The organism is Clostridium sp. (assembly GCF_036639235.1).
Classification (GTDB): Bacteria; Bacillota; Clostridia; order Clostridiales; family Caloramatoraceae; genus Clostridium_AB.
The window spans coordinates 43,987-65,047 of sequence record NZ_JAVWJB010000001.1; the positions used below are offsets into that span (position 1 = coordinate 43,987).

The following is a 21,061-nucleotide window of genomic DNA, read 5'->3' on the forward strand; positions in this document are numbered from 1 at the left end:
CATATTTCCCTGCATATTAGGATTATATCCCTGCTGCATATTAGGGTTGTAACCCTGCTGCATATTAGGATTATACCCTCCCTGCATATTAGGATTAATCATGTTAGGATTATATCCCTGCTGCATATTAGGGTTGTAGTTGTAAGGTTGATTTGGGTTTTGGTAGTAGTCTCTATCCTTATCCCTATCTCTCTTGCTTTTTTTTGACATAAAATGCCTCCTTATAATTACTCTTCACAGCCGCTGCTACAACAAGAAATTAAAGCAATAATAATAAGTAGTATTAAGATATTTTCATTAGAATTACAGCTATAAGTGTTGTAGGGATCATATAGATTATAATTATGCTCTAAGTAGGGGGAATTATGATAGTTTGGGTCTCGATAACTTGGATCATAATAGCTAGGCTGAAAATAATCTCTGTAATTATCTTCATTAGATTTCTTATAACGTCTTTTTCCATAACATTTCTTTTCATATCTTTCACAGCAATGATTCAAGATATTTTCACATTCATAGTATCGAGTCATAGGATCACCTCTAAATTTCTCATAGGAAACTATACTACTATAATATTCAATGAAACTTGAATATGTTACATAGGTAAAAATAAAAAATAAGGCGCAGTGCGCCTCAGGTTTTTGACTAAGTCAATATACTATTTTGGTAATAGGTATTTATAGATTTATTAGCGTTTTCCCATAAACTTCATTAGCATATTCATCATAGGATTCATACCACCCATGCCGCCCATGCCGCCCATATTTCCCATCATACCCATAAGATTACCTATACCACCAAGTGGTCCGCCACCTTTCATGCCAGCGGGACCACCCATCATGCCCATAAGATTGCCTAAGCCACCAAGTGGGCCTCCTCCATTCATGCCGGATGGACCACCCATGCCGCCCATCATACCCATAAGATTGCCAAGGCCACCCATGCCAGAAGGACCACCCATCATACCCATAAGATTACCCATACCGCCCATACCACCCATACCGCCTAGCATAGATAATATATTTGGCATTTGGTTTTGATTATTCATATATGGTTGACGGTTATTTCCGTTAAATCCATTTTGATTAAAGCTTTGTCTCTGGTTAAAGTTGTTATTTTGATTAAAGTTTTGTCCCAGATTAAAACCGTTATTTTGATTAAAGTTTTGTCCCTGGTTAAAACCATTATTTTGATTTAAATTATTTCCTTGGTTAACCCCTCCTTGGTTCATAGTTTGCATAAGCATACTCATTAGTGAGTTTAGATCAGAAACTTGTCCATTATTTAGGTTACCATTATTCATACTACCAGTTGAATTCTGGTTCATATTATTAGAGTTCATGTTATTTTGCTGTTGGTTATTTTGAGAAGCATAGTTATTTTTGTTGTTTGGATATGATTCTCCTCCTTGAAGACTCGATAAAAGGGAGTTTAAATCAACTGTAAACATGCTAAAACCACCGGCCATTTGGCTGGTGTAGTCATTTTGGGAATTATTATTTTGAGTATTGGTATTATATTGTCTTTCCTGATCTTTTTCCCTTTCAGTAATTATAGTTTCAGGGTCAACAACCTCTTCAATTATATCATTATTAGAATTTGGGTTTTCTATTGAATTAATTGCCTTTGCTATTTCCTCTGGATCTATATTATTTAATATGCTAGCTAACATATTAGGATTAAGCTGAGATAATAAATTATTTAACATATTAGGATCTATTTGATTTTGGGCCATTTTGCACCTACCTTATATTAGTATGTAGTGCTAGGGGCTTCCCCCTAGCTAGCGATTAACTATTTAATTAGCATCCGCCACAGCAGCAAAGAAGTAGGATTATGATGATGATCCAGCTACATCCACCGAATCCACATCCATCATTACATCCATCATTGCATCCGCCGTATCCTCCGCCACCACAGCAGCAAAGAAGAAGAATGATGATTACGATCCAGCTACATCCGCCACCAGACCCGCAGCCACCGAATCCACCAAATCCTCCAAATCCACCACCATATGGCATTGGTTGAGGCATTGCACACATAGGAGCACATCCATAGTTTACATTACAGCATGACATATTAATTCCCCCTTTTTATTAAATAAATTAAATAAAATTAGTTATTAGCACCCGCCACAGCAGCAAAGAAGAAGAATGATGATTACAATCCAGCTGCATCCGCCAAATCCACATCCGTCGCCACATCCATCATTGCATCCGCCGTATCCTCCGCCACCGCAGCAGCAAAGAAGTAGGATGATGATTATAAGCCAACTACAACCTCCGCCAGATCCGCAGCCGCCAAAGCCACCGAATCCACCTTGTTGCATTGGATAGCCACCTCCACATGCAGGAACATTATCATAAACTAATTGAGGAACTGATACCATTTGGTAAGCTTGTGTTGGGACAGCCATACTACCACAGCACATTCTTGGTGTTGGACATCCACAAGGCTCCATTTTACAGCATGATGATTTCTTTGACATAGAAATTACCCCCTTTAAAGATAATTAAATTTAGATAAAATAATAAAATGGTATGAAATTATAACTAAAAGTTATAATTTTTTTATTTATAATAGTTAGCCTATGGCTAGCTATTAAAAATCAAATTAGTAGTTGTAGTATCCTTGACTACAGCAACAGCAGCACTGACAGTCATTAGTATTTTTCTTTTTATCTTTTCTTTTTTTCTTCTTATCCTTCTTATGATTTTTATTATTATCACAGCAATAATCGTATTGTTGCTGTGGACAACAAACAGGGCCTTGATAACATACCTGCTGATATTGTGGTTGTTGATAGGAATTACAGCAGTTGTTTACGAAGGGATTGTAATTGTTGTTACACCCATATTGCTGAGGATATTGGCACCATTGAGCGTTGCATGGATTATACTGTTCATAGCATTGTTGGTTATATGGGTATTGATTGTAGCAGCTGTTATCACAAGGTGCACAGCCACCGAAAAGACTCGAAAGTAGAGCATTTAGCATATATATCCCTCCTTTTGCTTAACTTTTTTAATCTTAATAACAATTTATGACAAAGTATAGTTTTTGGTTACAAAAAAATTATGACACTTTTTTTATATAAAAAATTAGTGAAAAGCCTTGATATGTAAGGGTTAAAAAAGAAAACCTATGTTACTAAAATTTTTAAAAAAATAGTAACATAGGTTTTTTATTTGCAGTAAAAATAATATTCAGGTGTAGATTCATCTAAAACTTTAAATGTATAACCTAGTGATTTATAGTGTTTAATAAGTTTTGGAAGTGCAAGTGCTGTGTTTTTGTTATTAGGTCTATTATGAAGTAGAACTATAATATTATTACGTTTTGTTTTAGTTGATATAGCATTTTCTATTAATTTATCAGGTGGAGTGGAAGGATACATGCCATCACCTACACTAGTGTGCCAATCGTAAACCTTATATCCACATTTATGGAGCTTTGATAAAAGTGTAGGACTTAACCTTTTATATGTTCCACCTGGAAATCGAATAATATTTGTTTTAATGTTAAATTTGTTTTGAAGAAGCTTATCTGATTTTTCCATTTGGGATATAAATGCAGCATCAGATTTATATACATCTTTTAATATGTGGTTATAGGAATGTAGACCAATCTTATGTCCATCATTAACCATGCGCTTAAAGGTTGATGGATAGTAGTTTAATCTTTCACCAACAACAAAAAAGGTTGCAGGTACCTTTTCCTTCTTTAATATATCTAAAATAACAGGAGTTGTTTTAGTATCAGGTCCATCGTCAAAGGTAAGATAAATTGTTTTTTTAGGAGAGGATAGGTTAGTAGAATCAAAAGTCATAGAATTACTGTAGGCTAGACTAGAAACTGGAAAAAGCATAAAAAGCAAAAATAATACAAAAATAATTACTAGACGATTTTTTATGTTAAAATATTGCATAATAGACCTCCTTAATTAAGTTAATATTAGTTTTACCATAAATCTGTTATTTAAAAGTATTTATTTATGGTAAATTAAATGATAAAATATTTATACTGAATAGTTAATTAATTTCAACAATTAAAAAGACAAAGAAAATTTAGAGGTGGATAGGTTATGAACAAAACAAAGAAGGTAATTTTTGAAGCGGCTATTAAGTCCTTTTCAAAAAAGGGGTATCACAAATCGACAATGGATGAGATAGCGGAGACAGCAGGTGTTGCTAAGGGTACGTTATATTACCATTTTAAAAGCAAGGAAGATATTTTTAAATTTATAATTGACGAGGGGATTAGATTAATAAAAGAAGAGCTTTTTGATAAGACGAGACATTTAGAAGAGCCTACTGAAAAACTTAGAAAGGTCTGTGAGGTACAGTTAAAGATGGTTATTAATTATTTACCATTCTTTAAAACTATACTAAGCCAAATGTGGGGAGATGAAGAAAGACAACTTCAGCTTAGAGATTCACTTGAAAAGTATTATAAGATAATTGAGGGATATCTTCGTGAAGCAGCAGATGCTAAGTATATAGAAAACAATAATATAGAGATAATTGCATTTAACTTCTTTGGTGTTATGACATCTACTGTTGTTTATAGCGTTACTCACAAGGACATAGATACAGATGACCTTCTAGATACTCTTGTAGAGTTTTTAATGAGGGGAATAGGTAAAAAATAAAATAGATAAAACACATATAAGATATAATTTTAGCAAGATACGTTTCAGCAATAATAGATTTAAAGTTATTAAGGTACAAAAAATATTTTATTTGTCAACAATTTAAAGTAGTCATTTGACTACTTTTTTTTATTTGTGTAATATTTTAAAAAAATTTAAAGGTAAAATGTAAATTTAATAGAATTATACATATAAAACAAGTTCTTAGTATCATATAGGAGGAAAATTTAATGACTGATATTGAAGTTTTAAATAAATATAACAAACAAATTGATATCAAGCCTCTACTAATATGTAATATAGATAAGGAACTTAAGATAAAAAACATTTGTGGTGATGTAAATAATATATTTAATGTTGATTCAGACATTCTTATAATGGACAATATTTTAACTTTATCAGATGATAGTTCTGATACTTCAAATAAATCATTCTCCTCTTTAATAGCTAGTATTGAAAGAATATCGAAGGGGATTACTATAAAAGAATCTACTAATGTGTATATAGGAAAAAAATATGGCATTTGGTATGAAGTGGATGTTGTTAAGCGTTCAGATAGTATAATGCTTATATGGTACTATATTCAAAATAGTAAAAAGGTTTTAGAGGGATTTTCCCTAGAACAAATAGAAAAAAGTGAAGGTAAAATTGAATATTTTGCTGACGTTTCCCATGAGCTTAGAACCCCACTAAATGTTATATTAGGGGTTGTACAACTACTTAGCCACCAGTTAGACAATGGAAATATTAGCGATAGGGATAAGAAGCTTAATGAATATCTATCTATTACAAGATTTAATTCATTAAGACTACTTAGACTTGTAAATAATATAATAGACCTTACTAAAATAGATTCAGGGTATTTAGAAATAACCCAAAGAAAGTGTAATATAGTTTCTTTTGTAGAGGATATAACAGATTCTATAACTCCTTATATTGATAATAAGAATATAGGAATTACATTTGATACTGATAATGAGGAAGTAATAGCATTAATAGATCCAATTAAAATGGAAAAGGTAATTTTAAATATACTTTCAAATGCTATTAAGTTTACCCAGGAAGAGGGGAGTATATCTGTAAATATATCAACAGATAGTAACATTAATATTAGTATAAAGGATAATGGAATAGGTATGGAAAAGGATAAGCTTCAACTTATTTTTCAAAGATATGCCCAGATTAACTCAGGATATACCCGTAAAAATGAAGGAAGCGGTATAGGGTTATCACTTGCAAGACATATAGTTAATCAGCATGGTGGAGATATTGAAGTTTATAGTGAAAAGGGAAGTGGAAGTGAATTTATAATTAAGCTTCCATATGATGTAACTATGCAAAGAGAAGATGGTTTTGAAGCATATGAGTATAGAAGTGAAACAATAGAACTAGAATTATCGGATATATGTTTTCACAAATAGGGTATAAGAGTCCTTATTAGCCCTAGGAAGATAGTTTAATAGTTTAAATGAGTAAAGACAAGCATTAAAATTAAAACCTCTTAAAATTCAAATTAAATACATTATATTGAATTATTAACCTATATTATTAATGTTATAATAATATAGGTTTGTTTTTTTATAGGAGGAAGTTATGAGAAATATAAGTAGTGAAATAATAATAAAAGAAGTAAGAAGACTTTGTATAGAGTCTAATTTACACCTATCAAGTGACATTAAAAGTGCACTAATAAGCAATAAAAATAAGGAAGAGGGACTTCCTAGGGAAATACTAGATATAATTATTAAAAATAGTGAGGTAGCATCAAGTGAAAAAATGCCAATGTGTCAAGACACAGGTATGGCTATTATATTTGTTGAAATAGGTCAGGATGTACATATTGAAGGAGATTACATTGAGGATGCTATAAATGAAGGGGTTAGAAGAGGATATGAAGATGGATATCTTAGAAAGTCTATAGTATCAGACCCAATAGAGAGAATTAATACAAGGGATAATACTCCAGCTGTTATTCATTATGAAATAGTAAAAGGGGATAAAATAAAAATAACAGTATCACCTAAGGGATTTGGAAGTGAAAATATGAGTCAGATTAAAATGCTTAAGCCATCAGAGGGAATTGATGGGGTTAAGGATTTTATTCTAAAGGTAGTTAAGGAATCAGGGTCTAATCCATGCCCTCCTATTATTGTAGGAGTCGGGATAGGTGGAAGCTTTGAAAAGGCCGCTCTATTGTCTAAAAAGGCATTACTTAGACCAATAGATAAGGAGAGTAATAATCCCTATTATGCAGCATTAGAAAATGAAATTTTAGAAAAGATTAATAAACTTGGAATAGGGCCACAGGGGTTTGGAGGATACACTACAGCAATTGGTGTAAATATTGAGGTTTATCCAACTCATATAGCAGGACTTCCTGTGTCAGTTAATATAAGCTGTCATGCAACAAGACATATGTCAGTGGTTATATAGGAGGAATGTAATGAGAATTAATACACCATTAACATACGATAAGATTAAAGACCTTAAAGCAGGGGATAGAGTGCTTTTAAGTGGATATATATATACTGCAAGGGATGCAGCACATAAGAAAATGGTAGAGGCCCTAAGTAAGGGAGAGGATCTTCCAATAGATATTAACGGGAATGTTATATATTATGTTGGGCCAACACCTAGCAGGGAAGGTATGGTAATAGGTTCTGCAGGACCAACTACTAGTTATAGAATGGATTCTTATACGCCATCACTTCTTGAACTAGGACTAAAGGGAATGATAGGTAAGGGAAATAGATCATCTGAAGTTATAGAATCTATGAAAAAAAATAAAGCAGTGTATTTTGCTTCAATAGGAGGTGCAGCTGCATATACTTCTAAATGTATTAAGGAGTGCGTGGTTATTGCATATGATTATTTAGAGTCAGAGGCAATACGAAAGTTGTATATAGAGGATTTACCCTTAATAGTTGCTATAGATTCAAAGGGAAATAATTTTTACGAATTAGGACAAAAAGCCTATTTAAATTCGATTATTTCCTCGGAAATATAATTAATTTGTAAAAAAAATTTGGATAAATAATATATAATTACACAAAATAATATAGGGTGATTATATGAAGAATTTATTATCAAATATTATTGAGAGCAATAGATATATTACATTAGAAGGTGAGGTTGCAAACTATATACCTGAACTTTCTAAGTCTAATAAGAACCATCTAGGTATTTATGTATCTAGTGTAAGTGGTGAGGAATATTATGCAGGTGATTATATGCAGAATTTTACACTTCAGAGCATATCTAAGGTTATTACATTAATGCTTGCTATGATTGACAATGGTAAGGATAAGGTTTTTTCTGTTGTTAATGTTGAACCATCTGATGAAATGTTTAATTCTATTATCAACCTTGAGATTAAGGACGCTAAAAGGCCATTGAATCCTATGATTAATGCTGGGGCAATAGCAACAACCTCCCTCATTAAGGGAAGAGATTATAAGGAGTCATTTAATCGTATACTTGAGTTTACCAAGAAGATTACTGGAAATCCTAGTCTTACAGTTGATTTAGATGTATATAATTCTGAAAGTGAAACGGGATATCGAAATAGAGCACTTGCTAACTTTATGAGAAGTACTGAAGTTTTTAAGGATGATCCTGATGAAATACTAGATGTTTATTTTAGACAATGTTCTATAAAGGTTAACACCAAGGATGTTGCAAGAATTGGAGCTATGCTTGCAATGGATGGAATACTTCCCTGGTCAGGTGAGAAGGTTATAGGACGTGACATAGCCAGAATAGTTAAGACTATTATGTTAACCTGTGGAATGTATGATGAGTCAGGTAAGTTTTCTATTGATGTTGGAATACCTGGAAAAAGTGGTGTTTCAGGGGGGATACTATGTACTGCACCTAAGAGAATGGGAATTGGGGTATATGGCCCATCCTTAGATTCTAAGGGTAATAGTATTGCTGGAATGGAAGTTTTAAAGCAGCTTTCAGAAGAAATAAGGCTTAGTATATTCTAATATGAACAAAATATTAATAAAAAATATATTGACATACTTGAAATACCCAATTAAATAGTTTAGAATAATAATTAGTCGAATAAAAGTTAACATTTTATTCACTATATATAAAGACGTTAGTTAAATAGTATTCTATTTAAAATTAAACGTCTACGCTATAAGATACCCGTTTGGCTGTAGGAAACTACAGCGTTTTTTTTATTTTTTGGCATTTTTTAGGCTGTTATTAAGTTAATAACAGCCTTTATTTATAGAGATTTGTATTTAGGGTAGAAATAGATTCCAAGATTCTTAAGGGGGATTTTAAATTCACGGGTACCTGAGGAGTAGGGAGCTATTTCATATTGGTTAAAAAATATTACAAGGAAAGTATCTGATACATAGAAGTTTTTAAATTCTTTAAGAGAATTAATATAATCTACTGAATCGTTAAAATAAATATCAGGGTCTAATTTAATAGAAGTAGTTATAATGTTTTTTAAATATGGCATATAGTCAGGGGATTTAAATAGGTCATTAAGTGAAAGTGATTTACCTGAAATAGGATTAAAGTTATAACCGATTAAATTAGTCATTCCGTGGGCTCCACCTGTGTATTCATAGTAGGTTATAGGAATGCTTAGAAGGTTTTTGTTATTTAACATAACCTGGTAGGAAGTAACCCCGTTATACGGGAAAAAGTCAAAGGAGCCATTTTTACTAGATTCAAAGGAGGCTTTTGCATCTGATTCAAGCGAGGTAACAAAATTATCTACACTAGTTTTAATTAGGGAATTAATTAAAACAGGGCCACTATAGTTTGATAAAATCTGTGGATACTTAATATCCATGGAGATATAACTATTGCTATATTCTTTTGAAATTTGATTAATATTTAATGCCATAGAACTCTTAGCATATGAGGTAATAGGTAGGATAAGTAGGATTAGAGATAAAAAAAATAAGCGGAATAGTTTCAAAATAGCCACCTCCAAATTTTATATACTAGTTATAGTATTAGCATATTCAAAGGTTTTATCTTGGTATATTATCCCGCTACAGAAAAAACAATTAAAGAAAATTTTTCTTAAAGCTTTTTTCGATAAATTCCTCACATTCACTGTGAAAATTTTTATAGCTTAAAATAAGCTCCTTAGCTTCTTCAGTTAAAGTGGAACTTCCGCCATTAACTCCACCAATCTTCTTGATTAATAGTTTAGTTTCAATGTTTTTTTCAATTCGTTTAATTAGGGTATGAGCTTTGTTATAGGACATTCCCATAACCTTTGCAGCCTCAGATAGAGAGCCTGTTTTCTCTACTTCTTCTAGAAGTAATAAAGGACCTTTTCCAAATACTTTTCCATCGTTGTCAATCCATAATTTAAAAATAGGCTTCATATTTCCTCCTCAATTCAGTGTTTATTTACTATAAATAATTATAAGACATTTAGGAAAATAATAAAAATAAAATAATAAATTATATTTTTTTGATTTATATTGAAAATTAAGGTAAAATAATTAGTAAATTATAGATAAAACATAAAAGAAGAGGTGCATAATGAGATTAGTTAGGTTATCTTCTGTTGTTCCTGGTGAAGAACTTGCACAAAATATTATCGGTAAGGACGGAAGTATATTACTTAAAGCGGGGGTATCGCTTACGGAAGGATTCATAAACAGTCTGGATAGAATTGGAATTAACTACATATATGTTAGGGATGTGGACCTTGATGATATATTACCAGAAGATTGGAAATTTGTAGAAATTAAAAGTGATGCTTTAAGATCCATTTCAGACGTATTTAAGAAAGTACAAAATAGTGGGTCTATAAAAATTAAAGATACAATAAGTGTAGTAGAAGATATGGTCGAATATTTAACAACAAACAAAGAAGTAACATCAATACACCTAACTGAACTAAAGACCTATGATAATTATACATACATGCATTGTTTAAATTCATCTGTTATAGGATTGTATTTTGGAATTGAAAGAGGACTTACTAAAAATATGTTAGTAGACCTTGGAGTGGGGACCATACTACATGACATTGGTAAGATGAAAATACCTATAAATATTTTAAATAAAAAGGGACAATTAACAGACGAAGAGTTTGAAGAAATGAGAAAACATCCACAATATGGATACGACATATTATCAAAATCAGATCACATAAGCGAAAAATCAAAAAGTGTTGTACTACAACATCATGAGAGAATTGACGGCAAGGGTTACCCTTATGGTATAGAAGGGGACAAAATATCTTTTTACGCAAAAATAGCCTGTATAAGTGACGTATATGACGCATTAATAAGTGACAGAGTATATAGAAAGGGATTCCCAGCAAATGAAGCATATGAGATGATTCTCGGAGAAAGTGGAAAAATGCTGGACGAAAATCTTGTAAAAATATTCTGTAATAATTTCTCAATGTATCCACTAGGAGTTGAAATAGTTCTATCTAATGGGCTAAGAGGATTTGTGGTAGGCCATAACAAAGGGTTTCCAGATAGACCTATTGTTAGACTTACTAAAAATGAATGTAATGAAAGAATGAATCCTGTTGAGGTAGATCTTTTAAAGACACTTAACATTTCTGTTAGCAAATTGGTGATATAAAAAAAAGCCTAGATTATCTAGGCAAAGGGAATAAGAGAATATGGAGTTATTCTCAAAAAATTATCACCATTAGTGTACCATATAATACAAAAAGAAGTCAATATATTTTGTAAAATAATACACTATATGTTAATTAAAAATGAATAATTTGTTAAATGTAAGAAAATCCTACCAATATTTATATTGGTAGGATTTGTTGTATTATATAATGACACTTAAAGGAAAAGGGAAAAATGGCGAAATATATTAGGATAAAGTTTGTTTTAGGAAGGCGGAGGAAGATGAAAGGTAGACTTAATTCAATTACAACAAAACTTACTTCTATGGTCTTAGTAATAATTATGATACCACTTATTATTATGGGTAGTTTTATCTATATAGGTTGTAAGAATATCTTTATTGAAGATCTTAAGAAAAATGCTGATGTGGTAATAGGGCAAGTTGATACAGGTATTGATAGGTTTTTAACTGATAATGAAGAAAATATGAAAATGTTAACAACAAATCTTAATATATCTGATGCTCTATATTGGCATAATACACCTATTATTAGTTTTATAGATGGAACGTTAGAAACATATTTAAAAACACATAATGAAAGTACTAGGGCGTATATTTACCTTCCAAATAATGTTTTAATAGAATCTCCTAAAAAGAGTATAACTCAAGGAGAAATTACTAAAGCAGAATGGTTCAAAAAGGTAAGTGAATCTAAAAAGGTTATATGGAGTAATCCTTATAGGGACCATACAGGTAAGGAAATAATAACAATAGCATCCCCACTTACAACAAGCAAGGGGGAAAATGGAGGGGTTTTTGCACTTGACTTATTAGTAGATAATTTATATGCAGGTGTTAATAAGGCAAAAATATCTCATACAGGAATATTATCAATTATAGATAATAAGGGAAATGTTATTTCAAGTAAGGATAAAACAAAAATAGGGCATAAATATCATGAACAAAATCTATTAAATGCAGCAAGTTCTAAGGAAAAAGGTTCTATAGTATTTGATAAAGATGGAAAAGAAATTTATGGTACATATCAAAATATAGATAAGTTATCACTAAAACTTATTGGAGAAGCAAAATATTCTGATATAAATGGGCTACTTTTTAAAATAGTGGCTATAATTGCAATGTGTATTGCTTTAGTAACTTTATTTGGAGGTATTATTGCTTTTATAGGCATAAGATTTACATCTAAAAAGGTTAATGGACTTAGAGAATATATGAAAAAGCTAGGAGAGGGAGATCTTAATATAAAAATTAACATTAAGTCTGAGGATGAAGTAGGACAAGCTGTTAACACTCTTTCATCTACTATAAATAATCTAAGAACATTAATTGGGAAGATTAATGACTCAGCAAGTAGAATAAGTGAATCATCATTTGTTCTAGCATCTGTTACAGACGAAACAGTAAAAATTTCAGATAAGGTTGCAAACAAGGTAACAGAGGTTGCTAATTTAGCTAATTTAGAAGCTAGAGATACTGAAGAGGCGCTTTATGAAACTACTAATCTTTCAGATAAGATACAGAATATATCAAGGGCTATTGAGGGTGCTAGGGATAAGTTTACAGTAGTAGATAATTTAAATCTTGAGGGTAAGGATAGAATTAATACTTTAATTGCTAAAACTAAGGAGAATAACCAAGCATCTAAGAAGGTTGAAGTTATGATTAGTAGTGTGAATGCTGCAACTGAGGCTATAGGAAGTATTGTAGTAACAATTAGCGAAATAGCTGGACAAACAAATCTACTTGCACTTAATGCTTCTATTGAGGCGGCAAGGGCTGGAGAAGCAGGACGTGGCTTTGCGGTTGTAGCTGATGAGGTTAGAAAGCTTGCAGAGGAGTCGGAAAAATCAACAATCGAGATTAATGATTTAATAAGTACTATTCAGCAAAAAGCTAAAAGTGCAGTTGAGGCAATGGGCGCAGCACTTGAGGCATCAAGTGAACAAACAGAGGCTGTAAATGAGACAGAAAGTATATTTGAAGATATAAGTACAACCATTAATCATATTAATGGAGAAATAGAAAATATTATGAGACTTAATAATACTATGCTTAATAAAAAGGATGAAATCGTATCTGTTATGGAATCAATTGCAGCATCAACAGAGGAAACATCAGCATCAACTGAAGAAATTTCAGCTTCAGTTGAGCAGCAACTAGCAGCATTTGAAAGTGTAACTCAAACTGCTGAGGAATTAAGTAAGTTAGCAAATGGCTTAAGTGAAGAGATTAACAGGTTTAATACATAAAAACTTAAAGTTTAATTGCTAATGGAGGAATGAAAGTATGCTAAATAAAATAAAAAAATCGATAGGAATGAAGCTTATTCTTATGCTTATAGCTGTAATTATTGTTTCTGTTAGTATAATGGGTAGTGTTATTTATAAAAGTATAGAAGGTATGTTTATAAGTGACCTTAAAGCAAATTCAACAGAAATAACAGGTAAGCTTGAGGATAATTTAAATAGTTTCTTTAAAACAAATGAAGATACTATTAATATGTTAACATCAAATATTACAATAACAGATGCAATGTACTGGAAAGAATCAATAGACCTACAATTTCTTGATAATGCTCTTTTAAATGTTAAGGAGGCTTATCCAGATATAATTAGTGTATATGTTGCAAAGCCAGATAATTCATTGGTTATTTATCCACATATAACTATACCTAAGGATATAATTTTAAAGGATAGAATATGGTATAAGGGTGCTGTTGAGAAGCAGGGGATATATTGGACCCAGCCATATACAGACCTTAACACGAAGGAAACACTAATTACTGTTTCATCACCAATTAAAACAAGTAGGGGTGAATTTGGTGGAGTTGTAGCATTCGATATATCACTTAAATCACTTCAGAGTTTGATTTTAAAAGTGAAACTTGGGGAAAGTGGTGAATTTACATTAATTGATAAGGATAATATTGCAATTGCCCATAGAAATAGTGAAGTTATAGGGAAAAAAGCTGATTTATTTGGCCTTGAAAATGTAATCAATAAAGCAGTTTCTGGTAGCGAAGATTATGAAAGAAATGGGGACAAGAGAATAGCCATTTTCGATAAAATTGAGAAGACAGATTGGAAGATAATTTCAACAGTTAGTTATAATGAAATTAATTCGAAAGCATCTGTAGTTATAGGTATAACTATAATATGCTGCATAGTTATTGTTTTAGTTGGAATTGTACTTGTTTACTTTGCAACTAAGGGGATAACAAGAAGCATATCATCAATAAAAGATGATCTTGAGCAGGTTGGAAATGGAAACTTAAATAGGGTTAGTAACATTAAAAGTAGAGACGAATTAGGTGAATTATCAGGTTCATTTAATGAGGCAATAGAGAATTTAAGAAGTTTTATGATTTCTGTAAAGGGAGTAGCAGGTGAGGTTACATCAGTATCAACAACTATAGCTGCAACATCACAGGAAACTAATGCATGTATAGAGGAAATATCTAAAACAGTTAGTGAAGTAGCATCTACTACATATGAGGAAACAAGAAATATAGAAGAGGGTATTGAAAAGGGTGAAGAGTTATCGAAAGCACTTGATAATATATCTAAGGCTATAGAATCATCAAGGGAGAGTTTTAATAGAGCCGATGAGCTTAACCAAAGTGGAACTTCTAAAATAAATACATTAATTGATAAAACAAAGTCTAATAATACTGCATTTAAAGAGGTGCAAAATATTATTAAGGAAGTAGACGTAGCAACTAGCAAAATTGGAGATATAGTAACTGCTATAGGTGCAATTGCAAGTCAAACTAATCTACTAGCTTTAAATGCTGCAATAGAAGCTGCTAGAACAGGTGAGTCAGGACGTGGCTTTGCAGTTGTTGCAGATGAGGTTAGAAAGCTAGCTTCTGAGTCAGAAAGTGCAACAGGAGAGATTGCAAGACTTATATCAGATATACAAAAACAGTCTAAAAGCGCAGTAGAGTCAGTAAAAGTATCAATAGATGCATCACAGGCACAGGACATGGCTGTACGTGAAACAGAGGACATATTTAATAATATTAATAATAATATTAGGGAAATATACACTGGTATAGAAGAAATAGTAAGTCTTAACGAGGAAATATTAACTGCTAGAGAAGGTATTACAAGGGCTATGAATAGTATTACGAATTCTTCATCTGAGACAAATAGGGCTTCACAGGAAATAGCGAATTTAACAAATTCACAGTTAGAAGCATTTGACAAGGTTTCAGAAATTGCTACTAATCTTTCAATTTTAGTTGATGAACTTAACTCAGAACTTAATCAGTTCTCAGTATAAGAAAATTAGTTTTAATAATAGCAGGCTAGGGGATAGGTATCCCTTAGCTTGTTTTTATTTAGTATAAAAATTTAACTCCTATTAAATAAAAGGGAATAGAAATAAATAATAGAAATATACATAGGATAAGTTGACTCTAAAATAAAAAGTGGTAAAATAATAGAAATATCTACTTGAGTCTAGGAGGATATATGTCAGATATAACTATAAATTCAAAAATTGAAAATAAAGCCTTTATGGTAAGAGAAATTCAAAAAAAGGTAGGACAAAATACTAAGGAATATTATTCTCTTTCTATTACTAGGGGTCTTAGAACATATGATGCTAAGATTTGGAGTGATGATGAAAGATATTCAGTTATAAAAAGTGGAGATATTGTTGAAGTTACAGGTCAGGTTAAGGACTTTAAAGGTAATATACAAATACATATAGGAAGTATTAAGGTTGTTAAGGAGCCGGCAAGTGAGATTTTATCTCAGCTTACTCCATGTTGTGCTATTAGTGAAGAAAAACTTCAGGAAGAATTAAATGAAATAGTAAATAGTATTGAGGAGCCTTTTATATTAAAGTTAATAGATAAAATGTTTAGTATAGAAGAAATTAAGGATGGATACTTTAAAAGGTCAGCAGGAGCTGAGATTCATCATGCATATGTAAGGGGACTTGCAGAGCATTCTATTGAAGTTGCTAAAAACACGATTGCTTTTTGTAATAGCAGATACAATATAAAAAGAGATTTAGCAGTATTTATGGCATTGTTTCATGATATAGGAAAGATATATGAATTATCGGATTTTCCAGAGAATAAATATACTGATATGGGTAAGTTGTTTGGACATATTAGTATGGGTGCACATATAGTTCAAAGGGCTATATCAACCATTGAGGGCTTCCCAAGGGATATGGAAATAGATATAGTACATGGAATACTAGCCCATCATGGACATAAGGATATGGGTTCACCTGTGGTTCCTATGACCATAGAGGCTATAGCTGTTCATAATGCAGATAAGGCAAGTGCCGAAATAAACGCATTTTATTTAGCTGTTCAAAGGGACAATACAGATTCTAATTGGACTGAGTATAACAACATCTATAAAAGAAGTATTAAAAAATCTTAAAAATATTTATATAGCCTGATTACCTTTTCAACAGGCTGTCATGAAAAACATGTTTGTGAGCAGTTTGTAATAATCTCTAGCATTAGCTAGGGATTATTTTTTATATAAGTTTATATGAAGGTAGTAAAACAGATAAATGCATATTTTAGTAACAGAAAAAATTAAGTAACATAATATTTATTAGTAATTTCTATAAAATAATAAAAAGGTATTGCATTTTTCAGAAAAATATTGTAAATTGTTATTAACAAATAATAATTATTAATTAGGGGTGTTTATAATGAATTCTTTAAATTTAGGACCAATTTTCAAATTAGTATGTAATGTATGTGAAAGTGCTAACTGTGTACTTGAAGTTAAGCAAATAGAAAAAGAAGGACTAGAAGAGGGACAAATTGCACTAAGAATATCTTCACTATGTATGATGTGTATGGCAAAGGAAGATAAGGAAGTTATTATAAGCGTCAAATAAAAAGTGAGGCGAAGGTTATGAAAGTTTTTATAGAGGATAATGCAAAGGTTGACATCGTAGATATACTAAGTAAAAAAGATAAGGAATATTCCATTATGATTGAAATAGCATCTTTTGGCTGAGGAGGACCAGTACTTGGACTTTCTCTGTATGAGAAAAAAGATGGAGATGAGATAATAAATGTTGATGGGATAAATATATTCCTAGATGAGGGAGTTGCGGATTTCCCAGCTAATATTAAAATATTTAAGGATACTGAAAGATTTGGCCAGGGACTTAAGGCTAAATATTTAGAGGTTATCTACGACAAAGAAGCATAAAATATAACTTAGTAATTAGGTTATTTTCAGAAGGAAAGGTATTTACCTTTCCTTCTTTGTTTGTCATGTAGTATAATAAGGGTTAGACAAAAAATGTTTAGTGAATAAGAAGACAATAATTTAGGGATTCACATAAGAAAGGAGATTTAGTAGGTTACTACTAAATATTAAATTATGAAAGAAATAAAGATAACGCAAAATGAAAGTGGTCAAAGACTTGATAAGTTTTTAAAGAAATACTTAAAGGATATGTCACTTGGGAATATATATAAGGCGATTAGAAAAAAGGACATTAAGGTTAATAATGCTAAGACAAACGAGAAATATGTTCTTGAAGAGGGAGATGTAGTTTGGTATTTCTTCGGATTTGATGAAGAAAAGAAGAAAAACGAAAATAAAGAAATACTAAATAGACTTATGAATGTTGAATATGACTTTGATATAGCATATGAGGATGATTATATTCTTGTAGCTAAAAAGTCAAAGGGATTATTAACGCACCCAGATGAGGGAGATGAGGTTACATTAACTGATGAGGTTATAGCTTATCTATTTGATAATGGAATGTATGACCCAAACAAGGAGAAGACATTCTCACCATCACCTTGTAATAGACTAGATAAGAATACAGAGGGTCTAGTTATTTTTGCTAAGAACTATGAGGCTTTAAAGGGTGTTAATGAGGCTATACGTGAAGGTAATGTTAAGAAGTACTATATGGCACTTACAGTTAATAAGCCAAAGGACGGTAGATATGTAGCCCATATTCAAAAGGATAGACGTGCTAACAAGGTTCGTATATTCGATAACCCTGTTAAGGAATCAAAGGAAATTATTACAGATATTAAGATGATTGAAAGTGTAGGACAGTTCTCACAGGTTGAAATTGACCTTATAACAGGAAAGTCACACCAAATTAGAGCACACCTTGCACATCTTGATGCACCACTTGTAGGAGATCACAAGTACGGTAACAGAAAGGTTAATAGTTTCTTCAAAAATAAGTTTGGGGTTGAGGATCAGATGCTTGTAGCATATAAGATTATCTTCAAAAATTGCCCTGAGACTATTAAACATTTAGAGGGTAAGACAATATCAATGAGTCTTCCACACTATTTTAAGAAAATCAAAAATGACGTGTTTAAGTTCTAGGAGTTATTATGAGCAGTTTGAATTTTACTATAAATAAGGAACATGAAGGATATAAACTATCAGAATACCTTAAAAATGAAATAGGGCTTTCTTCAAGAATAATTAGAAAGTCCCTTAAAGAGCAAAGAGTAATTGTTAATAATGAGGCAAAAAGAGCAAGATATTCACTAATGGCAGGGGATAATCTTGTAATTAAAATGTCAGATAATGAAACACAGGACATTGAACCTGAAAACATTCCTATAGAGGTAGCATATGAGGATGAGGATATTTTGGTTGTTAATAAGCCACCATTTATGATAGTACATCCAACTAGAAGTCACCGATTAGGAACACTTGCTAATGCTGTTACTTACTACTTTAGAAGTAGGGGGGAGAGCACTATAGTTAGATTAGTTAATAGACTAGATAGAGATACATCAGGTCTTGTTATTATTGCAAAGAGTCAGTTTGCACATATGGCAATGGCTAAGAAGATGGAAAAAGACGAAATAGAGAAAACATATATAACACTTGTTGATGGATGCCTTGAAGGCAGTGGAACAATTAATGAGCCTATAGGAAGACCTAGTGAAGAATCTTTAAGAAGATGTGTTATGGAAGGTGGACAAAGGGCAGTTACCCACTACAAGGTACTAGAGAGTAAAAGGGAAGCTACTAAGGTACAAGTTATTCTTGAAACAGGTAGATGTCATCAAATAAGGGTGCATATGAAGCATTTAGGACATCCAATTATAGGGGATACACTATACTTTGAGGAAAGTAATATTATAAATAGACAGGCACTACATGCTTATAGATTAAGGTTTACTAGTATTCGTGACAACTCTGAAATTGAAATTATAGCGGATATACCAAAGGATATTGAAAACGCTATTAGAAATTTATAAATTCTATTTTGAGTATGATTAAGAAAAGAAGAGGATTAAGAATATGAAAGAAACAGCAATACTAATAATGATTGCAACTATAACCTCTAAGATTTTAGGCTTTGGTCGTGAAATAGTTACATCATATTTTTATGGGACAGGTTCAATTGCAGCGGCATACAATGTTGCATTAACAATCCCAGCTACTGTTTTTGCAATGATAGGAGTTGGTATATCAACAGGGTTTATACCAATGTATTCTAGAATAGAAAAGGAAGTAGGGGTTAAAAGTGCAGATAGATTTACTAGTAATATGACTAACTTTGTATTAGTTATTTGTACTGTAATTGCTATTGTAGGATTAATTTTTACTGAGTATGTTGTTAAGGTTTTTGCTATAGCCCTTGATGGTCAAGTGCTTGAATTTGCTATTGTATTAACAAGATTTACAATTGTAGGTGTTTACTTTACTGCACTTGTATACATATTTAGTGGATATCTTAACCTAAAGGGGAATTTTGTAATACCAGCTCTTGTTGGTATTCCTATGAATATAGTTGTTATAGCATCTATTGCACTAAGTTCTAATGGAAATGTTACTATACTAGGTATAGGACTATTTTTATCATTAGTTGTACAGCTAGTATTCCTATTGCCATATATTAAAAAGACTGGGTATAAGCATAGTTTCTTACTAGATAGGAAAGATAAGAATCTTAAGGAAATGGTTATAGTTGCAATTCCGGTTATTATAGGAGTATCTGTTAATCAGATTAATACTATAGTAGATAAAAATATTGCATCTACTATTTCATATGAGGCTATTTCTGTACTTTCATATGCTGTTAAGTTAAGTGGATTTGTTCAGGGGATATTCGTTATGAGTATAGCAACTGCAATGTATCCATTAATATCTAAAATGGGTGCAGAAAAGAATTTAGAGGGTCTTAAGAAAAGTCTTAACGAAGCTATTATATCAGTAAGTTTACTTGTTATTCCAGCAACCATAGGATTTATGGTTTTTGCAGAACCTATTGTTAGACTTTTATATGGTAGAGGAAAGATGACTGAGTCAGATGTTATGGCTGTAGCAGGGGCACTATTTTTCCTATCTATAGGAATGATAGGATATGGTCTACGTGAGGTTATATCTAAGGCATTTTACTCAATTAGAGATGCTAAAACACCAATGCTTAATGCAGCATTTGCTGTAGTTATAAACATTGTTTTATCAATTACACTATCAAGATTTATGGGTATTAATGGTCTTGCACTTGCTACAAGTTTAGCAGGTATAATATGTACTATTACATTAACAATAAGTCTTAAAAAGAAGATAGGTGCAATTGGACTAAAGGTAGTAGGTATATCACTTATAAAGATTACTATATCATCATTAGTAATGGGTCTTGCTTCATATGGAGGATATCTTTCATTATACAACATTATAGGTGAAAAGTTATCACTTATAATTGCAATAGGTATAGCAGGTATAGTTTATTTTGGAGTAATCTACTTTATGAAAATAGATGAGGTTAGTAAGTTAATAGACGGAATTAAATCAAAAATATCACGTAAATAAT

21 protein-coding genes and 1 pseudogene are annotated in these 21,061 nt (G+C 31.6%); 13 read left to right on the forward strand and 9 right to left on the reverse strand.

The genetic code is table 11. The features are described 5' to 3' along the window. The 7 genes and pseudogenes from RR539_RS00250 to RR539_RS00280 form a co-directional block, all read right to left on the reverse strand. Nucleotides 1-210 (reverse strand): annotated as a pseudogene (locus tag RR539_RS00250) (hypothetical protein); the annotation flags it as partial. 17 nt (nucleotides 211-227) lie between these two features. Continuing rightward, nucleotides 228-530 carry a hypothetical protein gene (locus RR539_RS00255; RefSeq protein WP_332473695.1) on the reverse strand — a complete coding sequence of 101 codons (303 nt, stop codon included), beginning with the start codon at nucleotides 528-530 and terminating at the stop codon, nucleotides 228-230. 158 nt (nucleotides 531-688) lie between these two features. After that, nucleotides 689-1,735, reverse strand: coding sequence for a hypothetical protein (locus RR539_RS00260; protein WP_332500155.1), 1,047 nt, complete (start codon nucleotides 1,733-1,735; stop codon nucleotides 689-691). Nucleotides 1,736-1,802: 67 nt separating this feature from the next. Further along, complete coding sequence (locus tag RR539_RS00265; RefSeq protein ID WP_442878368.1) at nucleotides 1,803-2,078, reverse strand: ground-like protein; 276 nt, start codon at nucleotides 2,076-2,078, stop codon at nucleotides 1,803-1,805. Between the two features lie 44 nt (nucleotides 2,079-2,122). Continuing rightward, nucleotides 2,123-2,488, reverse strand: coding sequence for a hypothetical protein (locus tag RR539_RS00270; protein WP_332473697.1), 366 nt, complete (start codon nucleotides 2,486-2,488; stop codon nucleotides 2,123-2,125). 125 nt (nucleotides 2,489-2,613) lie between these two features. After that, nucleotides 2,614-2,997 (reverse strand): hypothetical protein, encoded by a 384-nt coding sequence (locus RR539_RS00275; protein ID WP_332473698.1) that lies wholly within the window; start codon nucleotides 2,995-2,997, stop codon nucleotides 2,614-2,616. A 187-nt stretch (nucleotides 2,998-3,184) separates the two neighbouring features. Beyond that, nucleotides 3,185-3,928: a polysaccharide deacetylase family protein gene (locus tag RR539_RS00280; protein WP_332473699.1), complete on the reverse strand. Its 744-nt coding sequence runs from the start codon at nucleotides 3,926-3,928 to the stop codon at nucleotides 3,185-3,187. 156 nt (nucleotides 3,929-4,084) lie between these two features. Between RR539_RS00280 and RR539_RS00285 the strand changes: the two genes are divergently transcribed. The 5 genes from RR539_RS00285 (at nucleotide 4,085) to glsA (ending at nucleotide 8,640) form a co-directional block, all read left to right on the forward strand. Further along, nucleotides 4,085-4,651, forward strand: coding sequence for a TetR/AcrR family transcriptional regulator (locus RR539_RS00285; protein WP_332473700.1), 567 nt, complete (start codon nucleotides 4,085-4,087; stop codon nucleotides 4,649-4,651). 230 nt (nucleotides 4,652-4,881) lie between these two features. Further along, entirely contained in the window at nucleotides 4,882-6,072 is a 1,191-nt protein-coding gene (locus RR539_RS00290; protein ID WP_332473701.1) for a sensor histidine kinase, read from the forward strand. Between the two features lie 172 nt (nucleotides 6,073-6,244). After that, the gene (locus RR539_RS00295; protein ID WP_332473702.1) at nucleotides 6,245-7,084 is read left to right on the forward strand and encodes a fumarate hydratase; all 840 of its coding nucleotides are present in this window, start codon (nucleotides 6,245-6,247) and stop codon (nucleotides 7,082-7,084) included. Nucleotides 7,085-7,094: 10 nt separating this feature from the next. Further along, the gene (locus tag RR539_RS00300) at nucleotides 7,095-7,658 is read left to right on the forward strand and encodes a Fe-S-containing hydro-lyase (RefSeq protein WP_332473703.1); all 564 of its coding nucleotides are present in this window, start codon (nucleotides 7,095-7,097) and stop codon (nucleotides 7,656-7,658) included. 64 nt (nucleotides 7,659-7,722) lie between these two features. Continuing rightward, nucleotides 7,723-8,640 carry a glutaminase A gene (glsA, locus tag RR539_RS00305; protein ID WP_332473704.1) on the forward strand — a complete coding sequence of 306 codons (918 nt, stop codon included), beginning with the start codon at nucleotides 7,723-7,725 and terminating at the stop codon, nucleotides 8,638-8,640. A 248-nt stretch (nucleotides 8,641-8,888) separates the two neighbouring features. On the opposite strand, the gene RR539_RS00310 is transcribed toward glsA, so the two are convergent. Next, complete coding sequence (locus RR539_RS00310; RefSeq protein WP_332473705.1) at nucleotides 8,889-9,599, reverse strand: DUF3298 and DUF4163 domain-containing protein; 711 nt, start codon at nucleotides 9,597-9,599, stop codon at nucleotides 8,889-8,891. Nucleotides 9,600-9,690: 91 nt separating this feature from the next. Continuing rightward, nucleotides 9,691-10,017, reverse strand: a complete 327-nt coding sequence (locus RR539_RS00315) for a winged helix-turn-helix domain-containing protein (protein WP_332473706.1) — start codon at nucleotides 10,015-10,017, stop codon at nucleotides 9,691-9,693. A 160-nt stretch (nucleotides 10,018-10,177) separates the two neighbouring features. On the opposite strand from RR539_RS00315, the gene RR539_RS00320 reads away from it, so the two are divergent. The 8 genes from RR539_RS00320 (at nucleotide 10,178) to murJ (ending at nucleotide 21,060) form a co-directional block, all read left to right on the forward strand. Next, nucleotides 10,178-11,239, forward strand: coding sequence for an HD-GYP domain-containing protein (locus RR539_RS00320; RefSeq protein ID WP_332473707.1), 1,062 nt, complete (start codon nucleotides 10,178-10,180; stop codon nucleotides 11,237-11,239). A 281-nt stretch (nucleotides 11,240-11,520) separates the two neighbouring features. Further along, complete coding sequence (locus RR539_RS00325; protein WP_332473708.1) at nucleotides 11,521-13,509, forward strand: methyl-accepting chemotaxis protein; 1,989 nt, start codon at nucleotides 11,521-11,523, stop codon at nucleotides 13,507-13,509. Between the two features lie 37 nt (nucleotides 13,510-13,546). Continuing rightward, a complete protein-coding gene (locus RR539_RS00330) occupies nucleotides 13,547-15,544 on the forward strand; it encodes a methyl-accepting chemotaxis protein (protein ID WP_332473709.1) in 1,998 nt (665 codons plus the stop codon). A gap of 191 nt (nucleotides 15,545-15,735) precedes the next feature. Further along, nucleotides 15,736-16,665: a 3'-5' exoribonuclease YhaM family protein gene (locus RR539_RS00335; protein ID WP_332483448.1), complete on the forward strand. Its 930-nt coding sequence runs from the start codon at nucleotides 15,736-15,738 to the stop codon at nucleotides 16,663-16,665. A gap of 280 nt (nucleotides 16,666-16,945) precedes the next feature. Continuing rightward, nucleotides 16,946-17,137, forward strand: a complete 192-nt coding sequence (locus RR539_RS00340) for a hypothetical protein (protein WP_332473711.1) — start codon at nucleotides 16,946-16,948, stop codon at nucleotides 17,135-17,137. Nucleotides 17,138-17,631: 494 nt separating this feature from the next. Next, nucleotides 17,632-18,609: an RluA family pseudouridine synthase gene (locus RR539_RS00345; protein ID WP_332473712.1), complete on the forward strand. Its 978-nt coding sequence runs from the start codon at nucleotides 17,632-17,634 to the stop codon at nucleotides 18,607-18,609. Between the two features lie 8 nt (nucleotides 18,610-18,617). Beyond that, nucleotides 18,618-19,499: an RluA family pseudouridine synthase gene (locus tag RR539_RS00350; protein ID WP_332473713.1), complete on the forward strand. Its 882-nt coding sequence runs from the start codon at nucleotides 18,618-18,620 to the stop codon at nucleotides 19,497-19,499. 43 nt (nucleotides 19,500-19,542) lie between these two features. Continuing rightward, the gene (gene murJ / locus RR539_RS00355) at nucleotides 19,543-21,060 is read left to right on the forward strand and encodes a murein biosynthesis integral membrane protein MurJ (protein ID WP_332473714.1); all 1,518 of its coding nucleotides are present in this window, start codon (nucleotides 19,543-19,545) and stop codon (nucleotides 21,058-21,060) included. The last annotated feature ends 1 nt before the right edge of the window (nucleotide 21,061 follow it).

What these genes read in the sequence shown, in the direction of transcription:
- RR539_RS00255 (WP_332473695.1), bottom strand. Translation starts at nt 530, where the DNA reads ATGACTCGATACTATGAATGTGAAAATATCTTGAATCATTGCTGTGAA.
- RR539_RS00260 (WP_332500155.1), bottom strand. Translation starts at nt 1,735, where the DNA reads ATGGCCCAAAATCAAATAGATCCTAATATGTTAAATAATTTATTATCT.
- RR539_RS00265 (WP_442878368.1), bottom strand. Translation starts at nt 2,078, where the DNA reads ATGTCATGCTGTAATGTAAACTATGGATGTGCTCCTATGTGTGCAATG.
- RR539_RS00270 (WP_332473697.1), bottom strand. Translation starts at nt 2,488, where the DNA reads ATGTCAAAGAAATCATCATGCTGTAAAATGGAGCCTTGTGGATGTCCA.
- RR539_RS00275 (WP_332473698.1), bottom strand. Translation starts at nt 2,997, where the DNA reads ATGCTAAATGCTCTACTTTCGAGTCTTTTCGGTGGCTGTGCACCTTGT.
- RR539_RS00280 (WP_332473699.1), bottom strand. Translation starts at nt 3,928, where the DNA reads ATGCAATATTTTAACATAAAAAATCGTCTAGTAATTATTTTTGTATTA.
- RR539_RS00285 (WP_332473700.1), top strand. Translation starts at nt 4,085, where the DNA reads ATGAACAAAACAAAGAAGGTAATTTTTGAAGCGGCTATTAAGTCCTTT.
- RR539_RS00290 (WP_332473701.1), top strand. Translation starts at nt 4,882, where the DNA reads ATGACTGATATTGAAGTTTTAAATAAATATAACAAACAAATTGATATC.
- RR539_RS00295 (WP_332473702.1), top strand. Translation starts at nt 6,245, where the DNA reads ATGAGAAATATAAGTAGTGAAATAATAATAAAAGAAGTAAGAAGACTT.
- RR539_RS00300 (WP_332473703.1), top strand. Translation starts at nt 7,095, where the DNA reads ATGAGAATTAATACACCATTAACATACGATAAGATTAAAGACCTTAAA.
- glsA (WP_332473704.1), top strand. Translation starts at nt 7,723, where the DNA reads ATGAAGAATTTATTATCAAATATTATTGAGAGCAATAGATATATTACA.
- RR539_RS00315 (WP_332473706.1), bottom strand. Translation starts at nt 10,017, where the DNA reads ATGAAGCCTATTTTTAAATTATGGATTGACAACGATGGAAAAGTATTT.
- RR539_RS00320 (WP_332473707.1), top strand. Translation starts at nt 10,178, where the DNA reads ATGAGATTAGTTAGGTTATCTTCTGTTGTTCCTGGTGAAGAACTTGCA.
- RR539_RS00325 (WP_332473708.1), top strand. Translation starts at nt 11,521, where the DNA reads ATGAAAGGTAGACTTAATTCAATTACAACAAAACTTACTTCTATGGTC.
- RR539_RS00330 (WP_332473709.1), top strand. Translation starts at nt 13,547, where the DNA reads ATGCTAAATAAAATAAAAAAATCGATAGGAATGAAGCTTATTCTTATG.
- RR539_RS00335 (WP_332483448.1), top strand. Translation starts at nt 15,736, where the DNA reads ATGTCAGATATAACTATAAATTCAAAAATTGAAAATAAAGCCTTTATG.
- RR539_RS00340 (WP_332473711.1), top strand. Translation starts at nt 16,946, where the DNA reads ATGAATTCTTTAAATTTAGGACCAATTTTCAAATTAGTATGTAATGTA.
- RR539_RS00345 (WP_332473712.1), top strand. Translation starts at nt 17,632, where the DNA reads ATGAAAGAAATAAAGATAACGCAAAATGAAAGTGGTCAAAGACTTGAT.
- RR539_RS00350 (WP_332473713.1), top strand. Translation starts at nt 18,618, where the DNA reads ATGAGCAGTTTGAATTTTACTATAAATAAGGAACATGAAGGATATAAA.
- murJ (WP_332473714.1), top strand. Translation starts at nt 19,543, where the DNA reads ATGAAAGAAACAGCAATACTAATAATGATTGCAACTATAACCTCTAAG.